Below are 20,966 nucleotides of genomic sequence, written 5' to 3'. Positions count from 1 at the left end.
GGAGCTAGCATGGAATTCGCTTTTTATACCACAGGCTTGATTGCGATACTGGCGACATTGCGCGTCATTACGCATACCAATCCTGTGCATGCATTGTTGTATATGGTCACCTCGCTCATGGCGATTGCGGGCGTATTTTTCTCGCTGGGGGCTAATTTTGCCGGCGCGCTGAGCATCATCGTGTATGCGGGTGCCATCATGGTGCTGTTTGTGTTCGTGGTCATGATGCTCAACCTCGGTAATTCCGTAGAAGAACAAGAGCGGAATTGGCTGAAACCCAGCGTCTGGATCGGTCCGGGCATCCTTTCACTGGCGTTACTGGTGATTGTCGTTAATGCCATCCTTAGCCTGAAAGAGCAGGGCATCACGGGTACGCCAGTTGAGGCGAAAGCCGTGGGTATCAGCCTGTTTGGTCCTTATGTTCTGGCCGTTGAATTGGCATCAATGCTGCTGCTGGCGGGATTGGTTGTCGCTTTCCACATTGGTCGTGAAGATAAACGTGGTGACGTTGTCAGTAAAGAAGGCGCGAACCAGGACGTTGAGAAGAAAATAACGGGGGAACGCGCATGATTCCGTTACAACATGGGTTAATTTTAGCCGCTATCCTGTTTGTTCTGGGACTGACTGGTCTGTTGATTCGCCGTAACCTGCTGTTTATGTTGATCAGTCTCGAAATTATGATCAATGCTGCCGCGCTGGCTTTTGTCGTCGCAGGTAGCTACTGGCAGCAGCCGGATGGTCAGGTGATGTACATTCTGGCGATTACGCTGGCAGCGGCTGAGGCCAGTATTGGTCTGGCTCTGTTGCTACAAATGTATCGTCGTCGTCAGACCCTGAATATTGATACAGTCAGTGAGATGCGCGGATGAACTTACTCTATTTAACAATACTCTTCCCGCTGCTCGGCTTTCTGTTGCTGGCATTTTCCCGCGGTCGCTGGTCGGAAAATACGTCCGCGACTGTCGGTGTTGGCTCGATTGGTCTGGCAGCGTTGGTTACCGCTTGGGTTGTGGTCGATTTCATGGGCCAACAGCACGGCGGCGTGACCTTCTTTAATCAGCATCTGTGGACATGGATGGCCGTTGGCAACTTCGACATCAGCGTAACGCTGACGCTCGATGGCCTTTCGGTGACAATGCTGTCCGTTGTAACGGGCGTTGGTTTCTTTATCCACCTGTTTGCTTCCTGGTACATGCGTGGGGAAGAGGGATATTCCCGCTTCTTCGCCTACACCAACCTGTTCATCGCGAGTATGGTCATTCTGGTACTGGCGGATAACCTGTTGTTGATGTACCTCGGTTGGGAAGGGGTGGGGCTGTGCAGTTACCTGCTGATCGGTTTCTACTACACCAATCCGAAGAACGGCGCGGCGGCGATGAAAGCTTTCATCGTTACGCGTGTAGGTGACGTCTTCCTCGCCTTTGCCCTGTTCATCCTTTACAAAGAACTGGGTACGCTTAACTTCCGCGAGCTGATGGTATTGGCACCGCAGAAACTGGCTGAAGGTTCACCGGAAATCACCTGGGCTACGCTGATGTTGCTGGGTGGTGCGGTCGGTAAATCGGCACAGCTGCCGCTGCAAACCTGGCTGGCGGATGCGATGGCCGGTCCAACTCCGGTATCTGCACTGATCCACGCCGCAACGATGGTTACCGCGGGCGTTTACCTGATTGCGCGTACAAACGGCCTGTTCCTGATGGCGCCGGATGTGCTGCATCTGGTCGGGATTGTGGGTGCAGTAACGCTGGTGCTGGCGGGTTTTGCCGCTCTGGTTCAAACCGACATCAAGCGCGTCTTGGCTTACTCGACCATGAGCCAGATTGGTTACATGTTCCTGGCGCTGGGCGTTCAGGCATGGGATGCCGCGATTTTCCACCTGATGACGCACGCGTTCTTTAAAGCGCTGCTGTTCCTCTCTTCTGGTTCGGTGATTCTGGCCTGCCACCATGAGCAGAACATCTTCAAGATGGGCGGCCTGCGTAAAACGATTCCGCTGGTTTATGTTTGCTTCCTGGTCGGGGGCGCGGCGCTGGCTGCACTGCCGCTGGTTACCGCAGGCTTCTTCAGTAAAGACGAGATTCTGGCTGGCGCATGGGCAAATGGTCACGTCAATCTGATGGTGGCTGGATTGGCTGGTGCCTTCATGACCTCGCTGTATACGTTCCGTATGATTTTCATCGTGTTCCACGGTGAAGAGAAAACCAAAGCGCATGCAGGAAAAGGCATTTCTCACCACTTACCGCTGGTTGTGCTGATGATTCTGTCCACCTTTATTGGTGCGATGATTGTTCCGCCGTTGCACGGTGTATTGCCGGCGACGACAGAGCTTGAACATGGCCAGTTGATGACGCTGGAAATTACCTCTGGCGTGGTGGCGATTGCCGGTATTCTGCTTGCTGCTGTGCTGTGGCTGGGTAAACGTCAGGCGGTGAGCAGCATCGCGAAAAGTGCTCCGGGTCGTTTCTTCTCGACCTGGTGGTTCCACGCGTGGGGCTTCGACTGGTTGTACGACCATGTCTTTGTTAAACCGTATCTGGCTATCGCGAAGCTGTTGCAGCGTGATCCGTTAAATGCATTGATGACGCTTCCGGCTACGATTACCCGTTGGGGTAACCGTGGGCTGGCGCTCAGTGCGAATGGTCAGTTGCGCTGGTACGTTGCTTCTATGGGCTTTGGTGCCGTACTGGTGCTGGCCTTGTTACTGCTGGTCTAAGGCAGTATCCGGTAACGTATAAAAGGTAGGGCATTCCGCAGATAGGGATGCCCGCCACGGCAAGTTTTCAGATTTCTTTAATTTAGGGACACAAAACGCCATGCTACTACCTTGGCTAATTCTTCTCCCCTTTATCGGCGGTCTGCTGTGCTGGCAGTTAGAGCGTTTTGGTACGAAAGTACCGCGCTGGATAGCGTTGATTGCAATGGGGCTGACACTCGCACTGTCTCTGCAACTGTGGTTGCAAGGCGGTTACTCTCTGACGGCGCCGACAGGCGTGCCACAATGGCAATCTGAGTTTTATGTGCCATGGATCCCACGCTTCGGCATCGGCATCCATCTTGCGCTGGACGGCCTGTCGCTGCTGATGGTGGTGCTGACGGGTTTGCTGGGCGTGTTGGCAATCCTCTGTTCCTGGAATGAAATTCAGCGCTATCAGGGGTTCTTCCACCTGAACCTGCTGTGGATTCTGGGCGGCGTTATCGGTGTGTTCCTTGCCATCGACATGTTCCTGTTCTTCTTCTTCTGGGAAATGATGTTGGTACCGATGTACTTCCTGATTGCACTGTGGGGGCATAAAGGCTCCGACGGTAAAACCAGGATTACGGCGGCAACCAAGTTCTTCATCTATACCCAGTCAAGCGGCCTGATCATGTTGATCGCGATTCTGGCGCTGGTCTTTGTGCACCACAATGCCACCGGCGTATGGACGTTCAACTATGAAGACCTGCTGAAGACGCCGATGTCATACGGTGTTGAATATCTGCTGATGTTGGGCTTCTTCATCGCGTTTGCTGTAAAAATGCCTGTCGTACCGTTGCACGGTTGGCTGCCAGATGCACACAGTCAGGCACCAACTGCGGGTTCTGTTGACCTTGCAGGGATCCTGTTGAAAACGGCGGCCTATGGTCTGCTGCGTTTCAGCCTGCCGCTGTTCCCGAACGCTTCCCATGCCTTTGCACCGATTGCCATGTGGCTGGGTGTGATCGGTATCTTCTACGGTGCCTGGTTGGCGTTTAAACAGACGGATATCAAGCGTCTGATTGCTTATACCTCTGTGTCCCACATGGGCTTCGTGATGATTGCCATCTATTCCGGTAATCAACTGGCTTATCAGGGCGCGGTGATTCAGATGATTGCGCACGGTTTGTCCGCTGCTGGTCTGTTCATTCTGTGTGGTCAACTGTACGAACGTCTGCATACCCGTGACATGCGTGAAATGGGTGGCCTGTGGTCGCGTCTGAAGTTCCTGCCTGCGCTGTCTCTGTTCTTTGCGGTGGCAACCTTGGGTATGCCGGGCACGGGTAACTTTGTCGGCGAATTCATGATTCTGTTCGGCAGCTATCAGGTTGTGCCGGTAATTACGGTGATCTCAACCTTCGGTCTGGTATTCGCGTCAGTCTACTCATTGATCATGATGCAGCGTGCTTACTACGGCGCGCCTAAATCTGATGAGCCATTGAAGAGTATGTCGCTCCGCGAATTGTCTATCGTGATGCTGTTGGTGGTATTACTGGTGTTGTTAGGGGTTTACCCGCAACCGATTCTGGATACCTCCAGTGCCGCGATGTCAAATATCCAGCAGTGGTTTATGTCGTCTGCTCCAGATTCAATTATTTCAACAACAAGGCCGTAATTCGCCATGACAATAACTCTTCAACAACTAATTGCGCTATCGCCGCTGTTGATCGTCGGATTGACGGTAGTGGTTGTGATGCTGTGCATTGCGTGGCGACGCAACCATTTTGTCAACGCAACCATGACGGTTATCGGCCTGAATATTGCGTTACTGTCACTGTACTTTGTCGGTCAGGTTGGCCCAACGGACGTGACGCCGCTGCTGCGTGTTGATGGCTTCTCGATGTTCTATACCGGACTGGTGCTGCTTGCCAGTCTGGCAACCAGCACGTTTGCCTATCCGTGGCTGCAAGGCTACCCAGACAACCGTGATGAGTTCTACCTGCTGGTTCTGATTGCAGCGTTAGGTGGGATCCTGCTGGCGAGCGCGAACCATCTGGCCTCGTTGTTCATCGGGATTGAACTGCTTTCTCTCCCGCTGTTTGGTCTGGTCGGCTATGCCTTCCGCCTGAAACGTTCGCTGGAAGCCAGTATTAAATACATGCTGCTGTCGGCAGCCGCGTCTTCCTTCCTGCTGTTTGGTATGGCGCTGATTTATGCTGAATCAGGCGATATGAGCTTTGCCAGCCTCGGTAAGAGCCTGAGCGATCACCAAATCCATGAGCCGCTGTTGCTGGCAGGCTTGGGGATGATGATTGTCGGTCTGGGCTTCAAACTGTCTCTGGTTCCGTTCCAGCTGTGGACGCCTGATGTGTACCAGGGCGCACCAGCGCCAGTGTCTACGTTTCTGGCGACGGCGGGTAAAATTGCCGTTTTCGGTGCGGTCATGCGTTTGTTCCTGTATGCGCCGATGGCTGACAGCGAGTCTGTCAGAATCGTGCTGGGTGTCATCGCATTCGCGTCGATCCTGTTCGGTAACGTGATGGCGGTATCGCAAACCAATATCAAGCGTCTGCTCGGCTACTCTTCCATCGCGCATTTGGGCTATTTGCTGGTTGCCCTGATCGCGGTTCAGAGCCATCAACTGGCGCTGGAAACCGTCGGTGTTTATCTGGTGGGTTACCTGTTCAGCAGCCTGGGCGCGTTCGGTGTGGTTAGCCTGATGTCCAGCCCGTATAGTGGCCCGGATGCCGATTCACTGTTCTCTTACCGTGGTTTGTTCTGGCATAAACCGATCCTGTCTGCGGTGATGACGGTGATGATGCTGTCACTGGCAGGTATCCCGATGACGCTGGGCTTCTTCGGTAAATTCTACGTGCTGGCTGTCGGTGTTAACGCTGAACTGTGGTGGCTGACTGGTGCGGTCGTGCTGGGTAGCGCCATTGGCCTGTACTACTATCTGCGTGTGATGGTCAGTTTGTTCCTGAATGCGCCGCAGGTGTTGCAGCGTGATACGCCAAACAACTGGGCTTTAACCGCTGGTGGTGTGGTCGTACTGATCTCCTCCATCGCAGTACTGTTCTTTGGTTTGTATCCGCAGCCGCTTATCTCTCTAGTGCAATTGGCGCAGCCAATGATGTAACCGCTGACGAGAGTCTGCTTGAGTCATGAAGCGCCGTTGATGAGAATCAACGGCGTTTTTTTATGGCGAGCTTCCTGCTCGCCACCCTTCGAGCCGTCGCAAGCGACATTGAAAAACGCTCCCTGCGTTTTTTATGGAAGAAAAATACGTTTTAGGAATGATCTGGTCTGTTAAAGCCGTAGGAACGGCACAATATTGTCTATAGTTAAGAAGGCAACGACTTATAACTAATGACTTTTCATAACAGAAGGAAGCACTTTATGGCAGCGACAAAAAAACAGCCTGAAGATATTCGAGTTGATGATGATTTAAAACTTTTGTCTGAAACGCTGGATGAGGTATTGCGCTATACGGGCGATCAGGCAGACCAAGCCTACCTTGATCTGAAGAAGGGCGCGGAAAAAGCGCTGCTGGAAGTCAAAGCCCGTATTGGCGTCACTGACAGCTATTATGCACGCGCCAAGCAAGTGGCCGACAAAGCTGATGTCTATGTGCATGACAAACCCTGGCACGGTATCGGTATCGGCACCACCGTGGGGCTGGTGTTAGGATTACTGCTAGCTAAGCGCTAGTTTCTGCCAATTTCGTTTCTGAGAATTTAGTTTCTGGGAATAATGTAGCGGGGTTGCCCGCTACATCTCTCGATATCCTCTAGTCCTGAATCTTATCCTCTTTCTCAGGCATGCCTTGTACCCAATAGATGGCTTCAAATGGGCGTAGCTCCAGTATTGCGGGCTGAGGCTGTGCGTCAGGGTAATTACTGAGTAGCAGTCGCCAGCGGCGGTCATGAGTATCAATGGGTGGCTGCCAGAGCAGGGGCTGCCTACCGAGGTTTGCCAGAACCAGAAGCCGCTGTCCTTCCCAGATACGCTGATAGCACCAGACAGTAGGATGGTTTGGCAACAGATCTTGATAGTCTCCGTGCGTCAGCAATGGAAGCGCTTTACGCATAGCGATAAGCTGCTGGTAGGTGTAAAAGACGGACTCTTTATCCGCCAGCGCCTGCCCCGCGTTGATGTGGGTGAAATTCTGGCATGGTGCTATCCACGGTGTACCACTCGTAAATCCAGCATGCTGGCTGGTATCCCATTGCATCGGCGTACGGCCGTTATCGCGCGACTTGCTGGCGAGGATTGCTAAGGTTTGTGCATCTGGCTGGCCGCGATCGCGCTGTTCAGCAAATTGATTCAGGCTTTCAATATCGCGGTATTGTTCAATCTGTGTATAGCCGGGATTGGTCATACCCAGTTCCTCGCCCTGATAGATATAGGGCGTGCCCTGCATACCGTGAAGCACCATCGCCAGCATTTTGGCGGATTGCACACGGAATTCACCCTCATCCCCAAAACGCGACACGATGCGCGGCTGATCGTGATTACACCAGAACAGCGCATTCCAGGCGTGGTTGTGCATTCCCTGTTGCCAGTGATTAAAAATCTGCTTGAGCTGGATGAAGTCAGGTTCCGCCAGCGTCCATTTTTCCCCATTGGGATAATCGACTTTCAGATGATGGAAATTGAAGGTCATTGAGAGTTCGCTGCCGTCCAGCGCGGCGTAGCGGCGGCAATGCTCCAACGAGGTCGATGACATCTCACCGACGGTCATCAAGCCACGGGGCTGAAAAACGTCCTGACTGAATTCCTGCAAGTAATCATGAATCAGGGGGCCATCGGTATAGAAACGACGTCCATCGCCCTGAGCATCAGAGGGGAAGTCCTGCTGCTTGGAGACCAGATTGATGACGTCCAGTCGCAGCCCGTCGACACCTTTATCCGCCCAAAATTCACAAACCTGTTTTAATTCATCCCGTACGCGTGGGTGTTCCCAATTCAGATCGGCCTGTTCGGTAGCAAAAAGGTGCAGATAATACTGTTTGCTTTCCGCGTGCCACTGCCAGGCTGGCCCACCAAATTTTGAACGCCAGTTATTGGGCAGAGCACCGTCATTACCATCACGCCAGATATAAAAATGACGGTACGGGCTGCGGCGATCCTGGGCATTCAGGAACCAGTGATGCTGCGTCGAGGTGTGGTTGAACACCATATCCATGACGACACGGATACGGCGCTGATGCGCTTCCGCGATCAACGTTTCCATATCGGCCATCGTGCCATAGGTTGGATCGATGGCGCAGTAGTCGGCGACGTCATAGCCGTTATCAACCTGAGGAGAAAGGTAAACCGGCGTCAGCCAGATCGCATCGACACCCAGCTGTTGCAGGTAATCGAGTCGGGCGGTGACGCCAGCGATGTCGCCAATGCCATTTCCGGTACTGTCCTGAAAGCTCTTCGGATAGATTTGATAAATCACGCCGTTTTGCCACCAGGGAAGCGAGGTAGTCATGAGGTCGCTCCTTTATTACAGTGGGCCGTGTTAACACGGCCTGAGTTGAGACAATAATTATATGCCACTGCTATGCAGGGTCGATTGTGCCATTGTGACTTTTACGTTTATAGACCAGTGACGTCAGCACAATTGGAATGACGGTGGCAACCAGCGTGGCGATAGCGAAGATTCCCCAAAACTGTGGCTTGATGGAGAGGATGCCCGGCAATCCACCTACGCCGATGCCATTCGCCGTTACGCCGTACAGGCCGCAAATGAGTGCGGCGGCGGCGGAGCCGATCATGGCGCACAGCATCGGAAAACGGTATTTCAGGTTGATACCGTACATCGCCGGTTCGGTCACGCCAAGAAAAGCGGAAATCGCCGCGGGAACAGAAATTTCGCGTTCGTTGGCTTTCCGGCTGACGAGAATCACCCCGACGACGGCAGCCGCCTGTGCAATGTTGGACAGCGCGATAAGCGGCCAAACTGGTGTGCCGCCCATACTTTGAATCATCTGCATATCAATCGCTAACGTCGTTTGGTGCACGCCGGTGATGACCAGCGGCGCATACAGGAACCCAAACAGCGCTGCGCCAACAGGGGCGAAGCTGCCCGTCATTACGGCTTTAACGGCCCAGGCGACACCGTCACCAATCATACGACCAAACGGACCAATTAAGGTATGTGCCAGGAACACGGCCAGAATGAGCGAGGTTACGGGCACGACCACCAAGTAGAGGTAATCCGGCACGATTCTTTTCAGCCGTGTCTCGATTATCGCCAGCGCCATCCCGGCTAAGACGGACGGAATGACCTGCGCCTGATAGCCGATCTTCTCAATCGTGAACCAGCCGAAATTCCACACTTCAGGTGTTTGTTGGCCGATGAGGTAGGCGTTCATTAGCTGCGGTGATACTAGCGTGATGCCCAGCACGATGCCGAGGATGGGCGTGCCGCCCATTTTGCGTACGGTTGACCAGCAGACCGCAACGGGGAGATAGAAGAAGATGGCTTCACCCAACAGCCAGAGGAAATCGTAGATGGTTTGCCAGGTTGGGTAGAGCTGTACCAGCGTTTGCCCGTCGCGCATCGGGATATCACCAATGACGTTACGTGCTCCGAGGATCAAGCCCCCGCTAATGAGCGCGGGAAGCAGCGGAAAAAAGATCTCGGCAAAATGTGAAATACTGCGTTCAAACCAGCTCATGTTCTGGCGAGCGGCGACTTTGGCTTCTTCCTTATTAATCTCACCTTTACCCGTGGTAGCGAGCAGCGCCTTGTAATACTCATCTACGTTGGTGCCGATCACGACCTGAAATTGTCCGGCGTTGGTAAAGCACCCTTTAACAATTCGCAGCTCTTCGATGTTCTTGGGATGGGCTTTGGACGAGTCGTGCAAGACGAAGCGGAGACGAGTGATGCAGTGTGTGACCGCAGCGATATTCTCACGTCCGCCGACCAGTTCGATCAGACGGTCAATATCCTGTTGTTTAACTTTACTCATAGTCATGTCCTTTTTATCTTTTAGCGCAGACGTCGGGGACGCGAAGCAAGTACAGCTAGAGAAAAGCATAGTCTGTTAACGGTGATGTTGCTGTGAAAGGAAAACGCATTGAGCTGTTTTTAAAAGAGAATGTTCAGGCATGCGGTGTGCTGCACAAATCTGCGACGTGTGGGTAGACAAAAAGGAAAGGGGGATGAACAGAGTGAGAGAGGCTGAAAAAACAAAAGCCGCCTGTAGGAGGCGGCTTTAGAGATTGTTTATATCACAATCAGAACGGGCTGATGATTGACCCAATACGTTCACAGTAACTGACATAAACATCTCCCATTCTTTTAAAGAATTTGCTGATTTTACGAAACGTTTTCATTATCAGACTCCTCTAACGGGTTAGTTAAGTGTGATGTTCATCACGTTTTTAATGGTAGCGAAGATGAGATCGGATTTCAACATTTTTGTGATGTTCATCACAAAAGTATAACGACACGATAAATGAAACACGTCGTGGAGCGAAAGAACCTGATACGCAGCCGGAAGGTCAGCGCATCAGGTGATGGAAAGCATGCGAGGTAATATCAGGCGGGATAATGATAAATATTGTGATCGAACCATAGCTCGCCAATCTGCTCGGCGTCTTTCTCCGTGTGGTGAAAGCGGAAACCAAGCCGTTTAGCGACAGCGTTGCTACGCGTGTTGGCGGTTGAGGCTCTGATGACGCAGCGCTCAACGAGGTTCGCATCGGTATAGGCGGCTATCAGTGTGCTGACAGCCAGAGAAACGATGCCTTTGCCTTCAAAGGCTTCGGCGATCCAATAACCGATGACGCCTTCTTTATCCTGAATCGTGTTGAAGGAGACGATGCCAGCCAGCGCATCGTCCCAGCGAATAACGTACACGGCGGCCGTTTTGTCGAAGAACGCCTTTCGGTTGGCACGAATGGTTTCACGCGTGTCATCGACGCTCTTGACGGAATCCGGCCAGGGTAAAGTACGCCGCAGGCGCGCTTTTTCCTGCTGAATCAGAGTAAAGAGCGCCTTGGCGTCGCTCTCTTCCTGGATCGTTAGGCGCAGATGGGGATCGTGACGCAATTCATGCAATTTGTCTCCAAATGACGTATCGACAAATGGCGCTCCCATAACATCGCTCCCTTTACCGCTGCAACGTACCGTCAACTATCGTGACGCTGTGCCCGCCGATCCACGGTTCATCGTTCAGGTAAGTCACGGTAATACGGCCATCACGTTGCAGCATGGTGCCCTGTCGCGCACGGTAGCTGAGTGGCGCGGTGACGTTATTGATAGAATGTTGCTGACGAAGCAGTACCGCCAGGCAGGCATTGGCGCTGCCGGTAACCGGATCTTCCTTGAGATGACCGCGTTCGATGTAGAACGCACGAATCTCATAGTCGGCAGGCGTTGCGCCATCGTGCGGGCCATAGACAGCAATGCCGTTGGTCTGGCTGAGATTTTGCACGGCTGAGAGTGCTTCTGCATCCGGTGTGATGTTCAGGCAGGTGTCGGCGCTGTCTACGCGAATCACAAGCCAACGAATGCCCATCTGTACGGCAGTGGGCGGGTAGCGTTTATCGATACAGGGACTATCAAAGCCGGTAATGCCCAGCGTTTTTTCCAGCAGTAGTGTGTGCTCATCGCCAAACGGAACGAGGGTGGCCTGCGGCGCGTGAAAAGCGAGGCTCTCATCATCACCGATGTTGATCGGCACGAGACCAATGCCGCATTGTTGCACCAACTGGCCCGGAGATTTAGGGCGCAATCCTTCTTCCAGCAGGGCATGTGCGGTGCCTAGCGTAGGGTGTCCGGCAAAGGGCATTTCCGATTCTGGCGTAAAAATACGAACATGATAATCCGCTAAAGGATCGGTGGCTGGCAGGACAAACGTGGTTTCTGACAGGTTTGTCCAGCGAGCGATCTCCTGCATTTGCGCATCGGTTAATCCCTTCGCCTCCATAATGACGGCAAGCGGATTGCCCTTGAAAGACTGCTGGGTAAAAACGTCGACCTGTTTGAAACGACGTACTATAGGCATCGCATTTCTCTCCTGTATGCGCTATCGCTTAAATATTACTCAAAACTAACCGCGATCCTATCGCGCGCTTGTGGCATAATGCGCGCCAAATCACATTCCGACTCGAGTATAAGTGCTGTGTTAAGTACCAACAATATCACCATGCAGTTCGGCAGCAAGCCGTTGTTTGAAAACATTTCCGTTAAATTTGGCGGCGGCAACCGTTACGGTTTGATTGGCGCAAATGGCTGCGGCAAATCTACATTCATGAAGATTCTCGGCGGCGATCTGGTGCCGAGCGGCGGTAACGTCTTCCTCGATCCTAATGAACGTCTGGGTAAACTGCGTCAGGATCAGTTCGCTTTTGAAAAATACAGCGTGCTGGATACCGTTATCATGGGCCACGGCGAGCTGTGGGCGGTAAAAGAAGAGCGCGACCGTATCTATTCATTGGCTGAAATGAGCGAAGCCGACGGCTATAAAGTTGCCGATCTGGAAGTGCAATACGGTGAGATGGATGGCTACAGCGCAGAGTCACGTGCGGGCGAACTGTTGCTGGGCGTGGGAATTCCTGTTGAGCAGCACTATGGCTTGATGAGTGAGATTGCTCCCGGTTGGAAACTGCGTGTTCTGTTGGCGCAGGCGCTGTTTGCCGATCCCGATATCCTGCTGCTCGATGAACCGACGAACAACCTGGATATCGATACGATCCGTTGGTTGGAGCAGGTGCTGAACGAACGTAACAGCACCATGATCATCATCTCGCATGACCGTCACTTCCTGAACATGGTTTGTACGCACATGGCGGATCTGGACTACGGCGAGCTACGGATTTATCCCGGCAACTATGATGAATATATGACGGCCGCGACGCAGGCTCGTGAGCGCCTACTGGCCGATAACGCCAAGAAAAAAGCGCAGATTTCCGAACTGCAATCGTTCGTCAGCCGCTTTAGCGCCAACGCTTCTAAATCCAAACAGGCGACATCGCGCGCACGCCAGATCGATAAAATCCAACTGGATGAAGTGAAAGCGTCCAGCCGTCAAAACCCGTTTATCCGTTTTGATCAGGATAAGAAACTGTTCCGTAATGCGCTGGAAGTTGAAGCGTTGAGCAAAGGTTTTGATAATGGCCCGCTGTTTAGCAAGCTGGGTCTGATGGTCGAAGTGGGTGAAAAAGTCGCTATTCTGGGTGCCAACGGTATCGGTAAATCGACATTGCTGAAAACGCTGGTCGGTGATCTCGAGCCGTATAGCGGTACGGTGAAATGGTCTGAAAACTCAAAAATTGGCTACTACGCACAGGATCACGAATACGAATTCGATGAGACGCTGACCGTTTTTGACTGGATGAGCCAGTGGAAACAGGAAAAAGACGACGAGCAAGCCGTACGCAGCATACTCGGTCGTTTGCTGTTCAGCCAGGATGATATCAAGAAGAAAGTGAAGGTATTATCCGGTGGTGAAAAAGGCCGCATGCTGTTCGGTAAACTGATGATGCAGCGTCCGAATATTCTGGTGATGGATGAACCGACTAACCACCTTGATATGGAATCCATTGAATCGCTGAATATGGCGCTGGAAATGTATGAAGGGACACTGCTGTTCGTCTCTCATGACCGTGAATTTGTCAGCTCATTGGCGACCCGTATTCTGGAAATTACGCCAAATAAAGTGATCGATTTCACTGGCAACTATGAAGATTACCTGCGCAGTCAGGGTATTCAGTAAGCGTTGTAATACGGCCTCATTATTGAGGCCGTATTATTTTGGGGATGTATTAGTCAGGATAAAAGCCACGGTTCAGCGCTTCCACCGCTTCGGCGACGCGCGGCCCCATTCCCAGTAAAATCGCCTGATCGAGCGCGATGATACGCTGGTTTTTCCAGGCTGCGGTTTGCGTTAAGCCGGGTACTGCCGCCAGCGCCTCCACGCCGTTTTCCACACTTTGCGTTGTCACCACAACCACCTCAGGATTCGCCGCAATCATCGCCTCACCGCCGTAAATACGATACTGGCTATGCGTGGCAATATTCTTTCCGCCTGCCAGCGCGATCAGGCTATCCACTACGGTATTTTTCCCCGCGACTTGTGCCGCACTGCTGCCAACACTCAGCAGAAACACGACGCTGACGCGATCTTTCCGCGTAGCCAGCCGCTCTGATACCGAACTCAACTGCTGAGAGAGACGGGTTGCCAACTGCTCAGCAGCCTCCGTGCGATTGAGCAACGTACCAGCCTGACGAATATTGCTAAGCAACTGCGCTGGCGTGCTGGGCGTGCGGGTAAAACGCGCTACCGTTACGCCAGCCTGCTCAAGCTGATTGAGCACCTGCGGCGGGTTGGCATCTTGCCAGGTCATCAACAGCGTTGGGTGCAGTGACAAAATGCCTTCGCTCGTCAACTGTTGCCAGTTGCTGACCTTTGGCAGTGTTGCCGTTTGTGGCGGATAGGTGGTGGTCTGATCCACGCCGACCACTGTATCGCCAGCGCCGAGCGCATAAACGATTTCCACCAGCGAGCCCCCAGCAATCACCACGCGCGGCTCGGCCGCGCAGGTGAAGGAAGACAGCCCGAAGAGCATTAACGCAATTATCGCCTTCATCATCATGATTCTTAGAATGAGAACGCCGCGCCAATCGCGGTGCTGAAGCCGGATGCAGGAATGCTTTCATGCGCGGTGGTATAGCGCTTATCCAGTAGGTTATTCAGCGCCAGCGTGACCTGATACTGATTCTCGCTACCGAAGGTGCTGGTGAATTCCAGATTAGCCGTTGCCCAACCGCTGTGCTGGACGGCGATATCTGCCGTTTCATCCTTCGCACGTGAGGCAGCTCTGAGGTAGAGATCCGATTCCAGCTCCATGCGATCAAACAGCATGATGTTTTTGACCCCGACGCGTCCGGTAAAGGTGGGTTCACCGGTGCGATAGGTGCTGCGCGTCGGCAATTCCAGTTCACGGCGGATGATGTTGCCGTTAACGTAAGGAGACAGCGTCCAGCCGAGATATTCCGCATACATTTCCATCCCGTACGTGGTCGCACGGTTGGCGTTGGCGTAGTAGCGGCTACTGCTGTCCGTACTGCCGGAACAGGCGGCGTTACCGGCGCAGTTCAGTGTGGTGATGTAGTCTTTGGCGCGTGAATGGTAGATCGCGCTGTCCAGCAGCCAGCTATCGTCTTTATAGCGCATGCCAACTTCATAGTTATCCGACTTTTCCGCCTTTAGATTGGCGTTGCCGTAAGTGGTGCTCCCGCCGGCTGCCGTATCGTAAAACTTATGCGTCAGGGTAGGGTAGACATAACCTTGCGCAAAGGAGGCGCGCAGTTGGATATTATCAAAGCCGGAATAACGGAGGCTGCTGGCGGTGACTAATGTGCTGTCACTTTCCTTCGCGGCGGCGGATGTACTGTTGTTCGGCATCACCATCCCGTTCATTCTTACGGTGCCTGTCTTCTGGCCGCCGTAGGAGAGTGATTCAACCCAGTATTGACGCGCGCCCAGCGTCCACGTCCAGTCCGGCGTTATTTTCCATTCATCCTGTGCGAACAGCGCCCAGCTATTCTGTCGCCAGTGGTTATTGGATATTGAGCTTGGGTTAACCGACAGAGAAGGCATTCCCATGGGCGATAATGATCCCGTTACCCGGACATCGGAGAAGGCATTTTGCTTCACGACATCGGAGAGCCATTGCCCCCCGGCAATCAGCGTGTGTCCGGCTAATGGCGTGATATCCGCTTGTAAGGTCAATCCCCGACTGGTCTGCTTGTCGTCGGTTCCTGTGCTCATCGCCATTTTGCCTTGATAAAGCGCCATGCCGTTATAGCGCAGCGGATTACCGCTCTGCGACAGATCGTTACGGAATTCGCGTTTGATATTTTGCTGATAGGCATCCAGATGCAGGTTTTTCAGCACATCGCCGCCGATCTGCCAGTCATAAAACAGGCCGACCTTCTTTCTTTCCAGTTCAGGAATGCGCACGCTGAAGCTGTCGTATTCATCCGAGTCGGTGTAGGTCTGCGTGCTGAGCTTGAAACTGTCTAGCGACAGGCCGAACTTATGATCGTCAAGGCGGTAACCGAGCCAGGCGGACTGCCCGCTGTTGCGGAAGTGGGTATCCGGCAGACGACCATCCGGCGTGCTGCGGTTGCCCTGATCGCTATAGCTGCCGCTGAGGCGATAGTCGAAATTTCCGATGGAACCGTAGGCTAAACCCGATTCCTGCCAGCCTGCGGTCGCGCTGTCATAAACGGCTTTGATTTTGCCGCTCAGCGGTTTGTCTCCCCCTTTGCGGGTAATAAAGTTGATCACGCCGCCGATAGCCTGCGAGCCATATAATACCGAATGCGGGCCTTTCACGACTTCAATGCGTTCAATATAAGAAGGGTCGATTAATAATCCGAGGCTGTAATTGGGGCCGCCGCGTTGATAGGTGACTTCCTGTCCGTCAATTAACACTAATACGCGTGAGGCTTCTTCGCCGCGAATACGTATTTGTTTCCGACCGGCTAATGCGGTATCGGTAATATCGACGCCGGGAATATCACGCAGCGCTTCAGCAATAGAATCGCCGGTATATTTATTCAGCTTTTCATTATCGATAACCTGCATTGTGACCGGACTTTCCCATAAATTCTGTTCCGTTCTCCCTGCACTAATAACGGTTATTTCATCGCTGTTTGTGGTCGAATGATTTGTAGATGAATCGTTTGGCGCTGCATTAATTGCGCCGCTATAAATAGCAGGCAGCATAAAGAGAGCCCAGTGTGTGGCCTTTTTATTCATGGCTTTTTCTCTGAAAAGTTAATGATTCTCATTAACGTTATCATTTGGGCGGGAGCTGCGATAATTAAATTTGAATGAATATTAAAAAATGTGACTGCAATCTCATTTATTATTAAATAAGGACTTGCAATATTTTATTGGTTGTTAAGTTAACAAATTTTAATGTAGTGATTTTCTTTTTCATTTATTTAACATTTAAAACGGACTCAGTGGATTAATGCTATGAAACTAATGAGAAATAACCGTATTTATTTATATCTGCCATTTTAACCAAAATAAGCAAATCGGTTAATTTAAAGAGAAAATGACGCGAAAAGAATAACCCGCCTCCTTTCTGCCTGCCGGGCAGGTTGCCAAATAAAAATAATTATCATTTAATTTATTTTATTGATTATTTGGGGGCCGTTAATGAACATCGATTTGACGCCGTATTATGCCGAACCCGGTGAGCAGCCTTTTGGCGCCCGACGTATGGCAATGCCTTGGCGCAACCATGTGCCACTTTCACCAGAACAGATTCCGGCCGGCTGGCAGGCGCTGAAACAGCAGACCGTGCCTGCGCGTAAGCGTCTGCTCTACCTGCACATTCCTTTCTGCGCCACGCACTGCACGTTCTGCGGTTTTTATCAAAACAAACTGCGTGATGACAGCACGGCGACCTATACCCGCTACCTGTTGCAGGAATTGGCGATGGAAGCGGACAGCCCGCTGCATCAGTCTGCGCCGATTCATGCGGTGTACTTTGGCGGGGGGACGCCAACGGCGCTGGCGGCCGATGAGCTGTCGCAGATCATTCGCGCAATCCGTACCTCTCTGCCGCTGGCACCGGACTGTGAAATCACGGTAGAAGGGCGGGCGATGGATTTCGACGATGAGCGAATCGATGCCTGTCTGGATGCGGGGGCGAACCGCTTCTCTATCGGGATTCAGACGTTCGATACCCGTATTCGTCAGCGTATGGCGCGTACGTCGGATAAGCAGCAGTCAATTCGCTTCCTTGAGCGTCTGTGCGAGCGAGACCGAGCCGCCGTAGTGTGCGATCTGATGTTCGGCTTGCCGGAGCAAACGCCGGAAATTTGGCGCGAAGATCTGGCGATTGTCAGCGATTTACCGCTAGACGGCGTCGATCTGTATGCGCTGAATCTGTTACCAACCACGCCGCTGGCGAAGGCAGCTGAAAACCAGCGTGTCTCGCTGCCTGATGTGGTTGCCCGTCGTGATTTTTACCGGACTGGTGCGGCATTTCTGGCCGATGCTGGCTGGCACCAGCTTAGCAACAGCCACTGGGCGCGCACCACGCGTGAACGCAACCTGTACAACCTGCTGATTAAACAAGGCGCGGACTGTCTGGCAATGGGAAGCGGTGCGGGCGGCAATATAAACGGGCAAGCCTACATGATGGAACGCAGCCTGGAGCGCTACTACCAGCAGATCGATCAGGGGCAAAAACCGATCATGATGATGACGCCAGCTAGTCCGACTGGGCCGTGGCAGCATCAGCTTCAGGCGGGTATTGAGGTCGGTCGTATCAAGCTGCCTCAACTGACCCGACATGCCCGTGAGCTTCAGCCGTTACTCAGCCAATGGCATCAGGCCGGGTTGACCTGTGACGATTCCACCTGCCTGCGCCTGACTAACGATGGCCGCTTCTGGGCGAATAACCTGATGCAGGCATTACAACAAATTATCCCCCAGCTTAATGCCGAAGAGCATGCGCACTAACCGGAGACGCAACTATGACCATGACACTGAATGAATTACTGGCAACCAACCCTGATGGCACACTGGAAGAGATTGCCGGAAAGTATAATACCTCGCTATTTGCTGTCGTTGAGGCCTTGCCTGCGGCGCAGCGTACGCTGGCGGCGGGCGATCGTTTCGATCAAGTGTGGGACACGATTGCGACCTGGGGTGAAGTGACGCTAATCAGCCACACGGCAGACGCGATTCTGGAATTCAAGAGCGAGCTGCCAACCGGTACGCACCGTCACGGTTACTTTAACCTGCGCGGCAAAAATGGCCTGAGCGGACATATCCGCGCGACAAGCTGTCAGCACATTGCGTTTATTGAGCGTAAGTTCATGGGGATGGACACGGCGTCCGTGGTGTTCTTTAATGCCAGTGGTGCGGCGATGTTTAAAATTTTCCTTGGACGAGACAGCCACCGCCAACTGCTGAGCGCTCAGGTTGAGGCGTTCCGCGTGCTGGCGAGTGAATTACAACCGGAGCAGGTATGACGTGGTTACTTTTCGGCGCGGGCAATGGGGTCGGCGCCTGCTTATTACAGCGCGCTATTGAGTGCGAGCAGGCGGCCGTACTCGTATTGCGTAATCCTGAACAGGCCAAACACTGGCGTGAGCAGGGAATGACGGTAGTGGAAGGCGATGCCTGCGACCCGGAAACAGTCGCGGAAGCCTGTCGTGTGGCGGGGCCTTCTGCCATTGTGGTCTCGACAATGGGCGGCGGCACGGTAAATTATCAGGGCCACCGCACGGTGATCGATGGTGCCGAGCAGGCGGGCCTCAAGCGTATGCTGCTGGTGACGTCATTGGGCTGCGGCGATAGCTGGCCGCTGTTGTCGCCACGTGCCAGAGCCGCGTTTGGTTTCGCCGTACGTGAGAAATCGCTGGCAGAAAGCTGGTTGCAAAGCAGTACGTTGGATCACTGTATCGTTCGTCCCGGCGGTCTGCTGGACGTGGTCGCGACACACAATGCGAAACTGACGCAGGGTGCTGCTACGCTAGGATTGGTGTCACGTTGGGATGTCGCGCTGGCGGTTGATCAACTGTTACAGCAGCCCGTGTTTGGCAATCACATCTACAATCTGGTCGACCCTGATCTCACGATGCCTGCCATTCCATAATCTCCGCCGTTCTGTCACCGAGGTTGCCGGGGCGCTCCATCCCGGCATCCGGCAAACTGTTATAGTTAATCTGTCGAAAACTGTATCTGTTATCTCTCATGGGGCTATGTTCTAATCGATGCCAGCAGTGTTGTATTCCTCAAGCACGATGGTGATGACGATGGATGAAGTAAAACGCCTTCTGACCGAAGAGATCGAACGTATTAATCGGGAAGAAAAACGCGACAATAAAATACGTTTTAGCCGCAAATTCATGCAGTCACACCCCTATCTGTTTGCCGCGATGCTGGTGAGCTACGTGCCGGTCGCTGCCATCCTCTTCTATGCCTCTTATTTTGGTTTACCGTATCTGATCGGTTTTACCGTCTTCTTGCTGGTGATGACGCTGGCACTTTCGATGGATATTAACCCGACCTATCGCTTTGAAGACATCGACACTCTGGATTTACGTGTGTGCTATAACGGCGAGTGGTTTACGATCCGCCACGTGTCGCAGGACACGCTGGATAAACTGCTACGCAATGAGCAGGTACCGCCTGCGGTGAAAGCGGGGATAGAGAAAATTCGACGCACGAAAGGTGATGTTGATTTTTACGATGTTTTTTCGTTGGCCTATCGTCAACAGCCCTCCATTTAGCTGATTTTCTGCCCTCAAACCGCCCCATTTCGCGATGTTCAAATAATGCGCATGGTTTTTCCTATGCGCAGATTTTCATGGTGGCTGGTTTTCATGTAGGCATAGTGCTACGTTCGTTATAAGCAGCGAGCGCCGCATTCTTGTGGTTTTTCAGGTTGATGGTTTTTCAAATACGGGCAGAACAGGACGATGAGCGAAAAGGTATTGCTGGTAATTCAGTTGGGCCAACCGCCGGAAGGCATTGCGTCTCAGGTTGGGCAACAAGGGAAGTGGTTTACCGATGCGGTGCAGGGCAACACGCAGCCGGTGCAGGTGGTCCGTCCCGATCTTGGGGAACTGCTGCCGTCGTTTGATACGCTGGCGGCGGTGGTGATCTCCGGCTCGTGGTCGATGGTCACGGATCGGCTGGACTGGAGTGAATACACCGCGGGCTGGCTGCGTGAAGCGTATTACGCGGATATCCCGCTGCTGGGCGTGTGCTATGGACATCAACTGCTCGCCGACGCGCTGGGCGGTAAAGTTGGAGATAACCCGAACGGCAAGGAAGTGGGCGTTCAGGTTGTGACAACCCATGAGGCCGCGGCGCAAGACACCTTACTGCGTGATTATCCGCAGCAGTTTGGTGCTTATCTGACCCATCAGCAGTCCGTGCTGGAACCACCTGAAGGCGCGCAGGTGCTGGCCAGTTCAGAGATGGATGGCTGCCAGATTATCCGCTACAGCGATAAAGTCCTGACCGTGCAATTTCACCCGGAATTCAGCGCGGACATCATGCTGACGTGCCTGCGTCATAATGAAGCGGCGCTGCGGCAGGGCGGTTGGGATGTCGATCGGATGATGGATATTCCGCAGGAACCCGTCTGGGCGCGTAAGATTCTGCTGGATTTTGTACAACGCTACGCGGCGAAATAGTCCTCGAGAAACGCGTTATTCTCGATAAGCAGCCTTCTCGATCATGGCCTGTCGGTGGTGATCGAGCGAAAAATAATGACAGACTCACCCACCGAAACTGTA

The 20,966-nt window shown here is 53.0% G+C and carries 18 protein-coding genes; 12 read left to right on the top strand and 6 right to left on the bottom strand.

Annotated elements, in window-relative coordinates:
- The first annotated feature begins 9 nt into the window (after positions 1-9).
- The 6 genes from nuoJ to elaB all read left to right on the top strand — a co-directional run bounded on the left by nuoJ (position 10) and on the right by elaB (position 6,385).
- Positions 10-570: an NADH-quinone oxidoreductase subunit J gene (gene nuoJ, locus NXT09_RS10905; RefSeq protein WP_193400283.1), complete on the top strand. Its 561-nt coding sequence runs from the start codon at positions 10-12 to the stop codon at positions 568-570.
- Entirely contained in the window at positions 567-869 is a 303-nt protein-coding gene (gene nuoK / locus NXT09_RS10900) for an NADH-quinone oxidoreductase subunit NuoK (RefSeq protein ID WP_005969835.1), read from the top strand. The genes nuoJ and nuoK overlap by 4 nt, the downstream gene beginning before the upstream one ends.
- Positions 866-2,713, top strand: a complete 1,848-nt coding sequence (nuoL, locus tag NXT09_RS10895) for an NADH-quinone oxidoreductase subunit L (protein ID WP_014916025.1) — start codon at positions 866-868, stop codon at positions 2,711-2,713. Before nuoK ends, nuoL begins: the two co-directional genes overlap by 4 nt.
- 100 nt (positions 2,714-2,813) lie before the next feature.
- Positions 2,814-4,349, top strand: coding sequence for an NADH-quinone oxidoreductase subunit M (gene nuoM, locus NXT09_RS10890; protein ID WP_110162204.1), 1,536 nt, complete (start codon positions 2,814-2,816; stop codon positions 4,347-4,349).
- A gap of 6 nt (positions 4,350-4,355) precedes the next feature.
- Positions 4,356-5,813 (top strand): NADH-quinone oxidoreductase subunit NuoN, encoded by a 1,458-nt coding sequence (nuoN, locus tag NXT09_RS10885; RefSeq protein WP_205549870.1) that lies wholly within the window; start codon positions 4,356-4,358, stop codon positions 5,811-5,813.
- A gap of 260 nt (positions 5,814-6,073) precedes the next feature.
- Positions 6,074-6,385, top strand: a complete 312-nt coding sequence (gene elaB, locus NXT09_RS10880) for a stress response protein ElaB (RefSeq protein ID WP_205549868.1) — start codon at positions 6,074-6,076, stop codon at positions 6,383-6,385.
- A gap of 79 nt (positions 6,386-6,464) precedes the next feature.
- Here elaB and treC read toward each other — a convergent pair whose 3' ends face one another.
- The 4 genes from treC to NXT09_RS10860 form a co-directional block, all read right to left on the bottom strand.
- A complete protein-coding gene (treC, locus tag NXT09_RS10875; RefSeq protein ID WP_268579695.1) occupies positions 6,465-8,156 on the bottom strand; it encodes an alpha,alpha-phosphotrehalase in 1,692 nt (563 codons plus the stop codon).
- Between the two features lie 70 nt (positions 8,157-8,226).
- Positions 8,227-9,645 (bottom strand): PTS trehalose transporter subunit IIBC, encoded by a 1,419-nt coding sequence (gene treB / locus NXT09_RS10870; RefSeq protein WP_268579694.1) that lies wholly within the window; start codon positions 9,643-9,645, stop codon positions 8,227-8,229.
- A gap of 572 nt (positions 9,646-10,217) precedes the next feature.
- Positions 10,218-10,778: a GNAT family N-acetyltransferase gene (locus tag NXT09_RS10865; RefSeq protein WP_268579693.1), complete on the bottom strand. Its 561-nt coding sequence runs from the start codon at positions 10,776-10,778 to the stop codon at positions 10,218-10,220.
- A 13-nt stretch (positions 10,779-10,791) separates the two neighbouring features.
- Entirely contained in the window at positions 10,792-11,688 is an 897-nt protein-coding gene (locus tag NXT09_RS10860) for a PhzF family phenazine biosynthesis protein (RefSeq protein ID WP_268579692.1), read from the bottom strand.
- A 117-nt stretch (positions 11,689-11,805) separates the two neighbouring features.
- Here NXT09_RS10860 and NXT09_RS10855 point away from each other — a divergent pair, with 117 nt between their 5' ends.
- Positions 11,806-13,398 carry an ABC-F family ATPase gene (locus NXT09_RS10855; RefSeq protein WP_268579691.1) on the top strand — a complete coding sequence of 531 codons (1,593 nt, stop codon included), beginning with the start codon at positions 11,806-11,808 and terminating at the stop codon, positions 13,396-13,398.
- A 49-nt stretch (positions 13,399-13,447) separates the two neighbouring features.
- On the opposite strand, the gene NXT09_RS10850 is transcribed toward NXT09_RS10855, so the two are convergent.
- Together NXT09_RS10850 and NXT09_RS10845 are read right to left on the bottom strand one after the other, a co-directional pair.
- Positions 13,448-14,251, bottom strand: coding sequence for an ABC transporter substrate-binding protein (locus tag NXT09_RS10850; protein WP_268579690.1), 804 nt, complete (start codon positions 14,249-14,251; stop codon positions 13,448-13,450).
- Between the two features lie 32 nt (positions 14,252-14,283).
- Positions 14,284-16,452, bottom strand: coding sequence for a TonB-dependent receptor plug domain-containing protein (locus NXT09_RS10845; RefSeq protein ID WP_268579689.1), 2,169 nt, complete (start codon positions 16,450-16,452; stop codon positions 14,284-14,286).
- Between the two features lie 408 nt (positions 16,453-16,860).
- Here NXT09_RS10845 and hutW point away from each other — a divergent pair, with 408 nt between their 5' ends.
- The 5 genes from hutW to NXT09_RS10820 all read left to right on the top strand — a co-directional run bounded on the left by hutW (position 16,861) and on the right by NXT09_RS10820 (position 20,864).
- Positions 16,861-18,174: a heme anaerobic degradation radical SAM methyltransferase ChuW/HutW gene (gene hutW, locus NXT09_RS10840; RefSeq protein ID WP_268579688.1), complete on the top strand. Its 1,314-nt coding sequence runs from the start codon at positions 16,861-16,863 to the stop codon at positions 18,172-18,174.
- A 14-nt stretch (positions 18,175-18,188) separates the two neighbouring features.
- Complete coding sequence (gene hutX / locus NXT09_RS10835; RefSeq protein WP_268579687.1) at positions 18,189-18,689, top strand: heme utilization cystosolic carrier protein HutX; 501 nt, start codon at positions 18,189-18,191, stop codon at positions 18,687-18,689.
- Positions 18,686-19,315 (top strand): NAD(P)H-binding protein, encoded by a 630-nt coding sequence (locus NXT09_RS10830; RefSeq protein WP_205549853.1) that lies wholly within the window; start codon positions 18,686-18,688, stop codon positions 19,313-19,315. Before hutX ends, NXT09_RS10830 begins: the two co-directional genes overlap by 4 nt.
- A gap of 160 nt (positions 19,316-19,475) precedes the next feature.
- Complete coding sequence (locus tag NXT09_RS10825) at positions 19,476-19,952, top strand: YlaC family protein (protein ID WP_205549851.1); 477 nt, start codon at positions 19,476-19,478, stop codon at positions 19,950-19,952.
- Between the two features lie 189 nt (positions 19,953-20,141).
- On the top strand, positions 20,142-20,864 hold the full coding sequence (locus NXT09_RS10820) for a glutamine amidotransferase (protein ID WP_268579686.1): 723 nt from the start codon (positions 20,142-20,144) through the stop codon (positions 20,862-20,864).
- Positions 20,865-20,966 lie beyond the last annotated feature (102 nt).

The sequence above is a fragment of the Pectobacterium jejuense genome, assembly GCF_026800125.1.
Classification (GTDB): Bacteria; Pseudomonadota; Gammaproteobacteria; order Enterobacterales; family Enterobacteriaceae; genus Pectobacterium; species Pectobacterium jejuense.
Note: the sequence above shows the minus strand (reverse complement) of the source record. Positions and strands in the feature narration are given on the sequence as shown.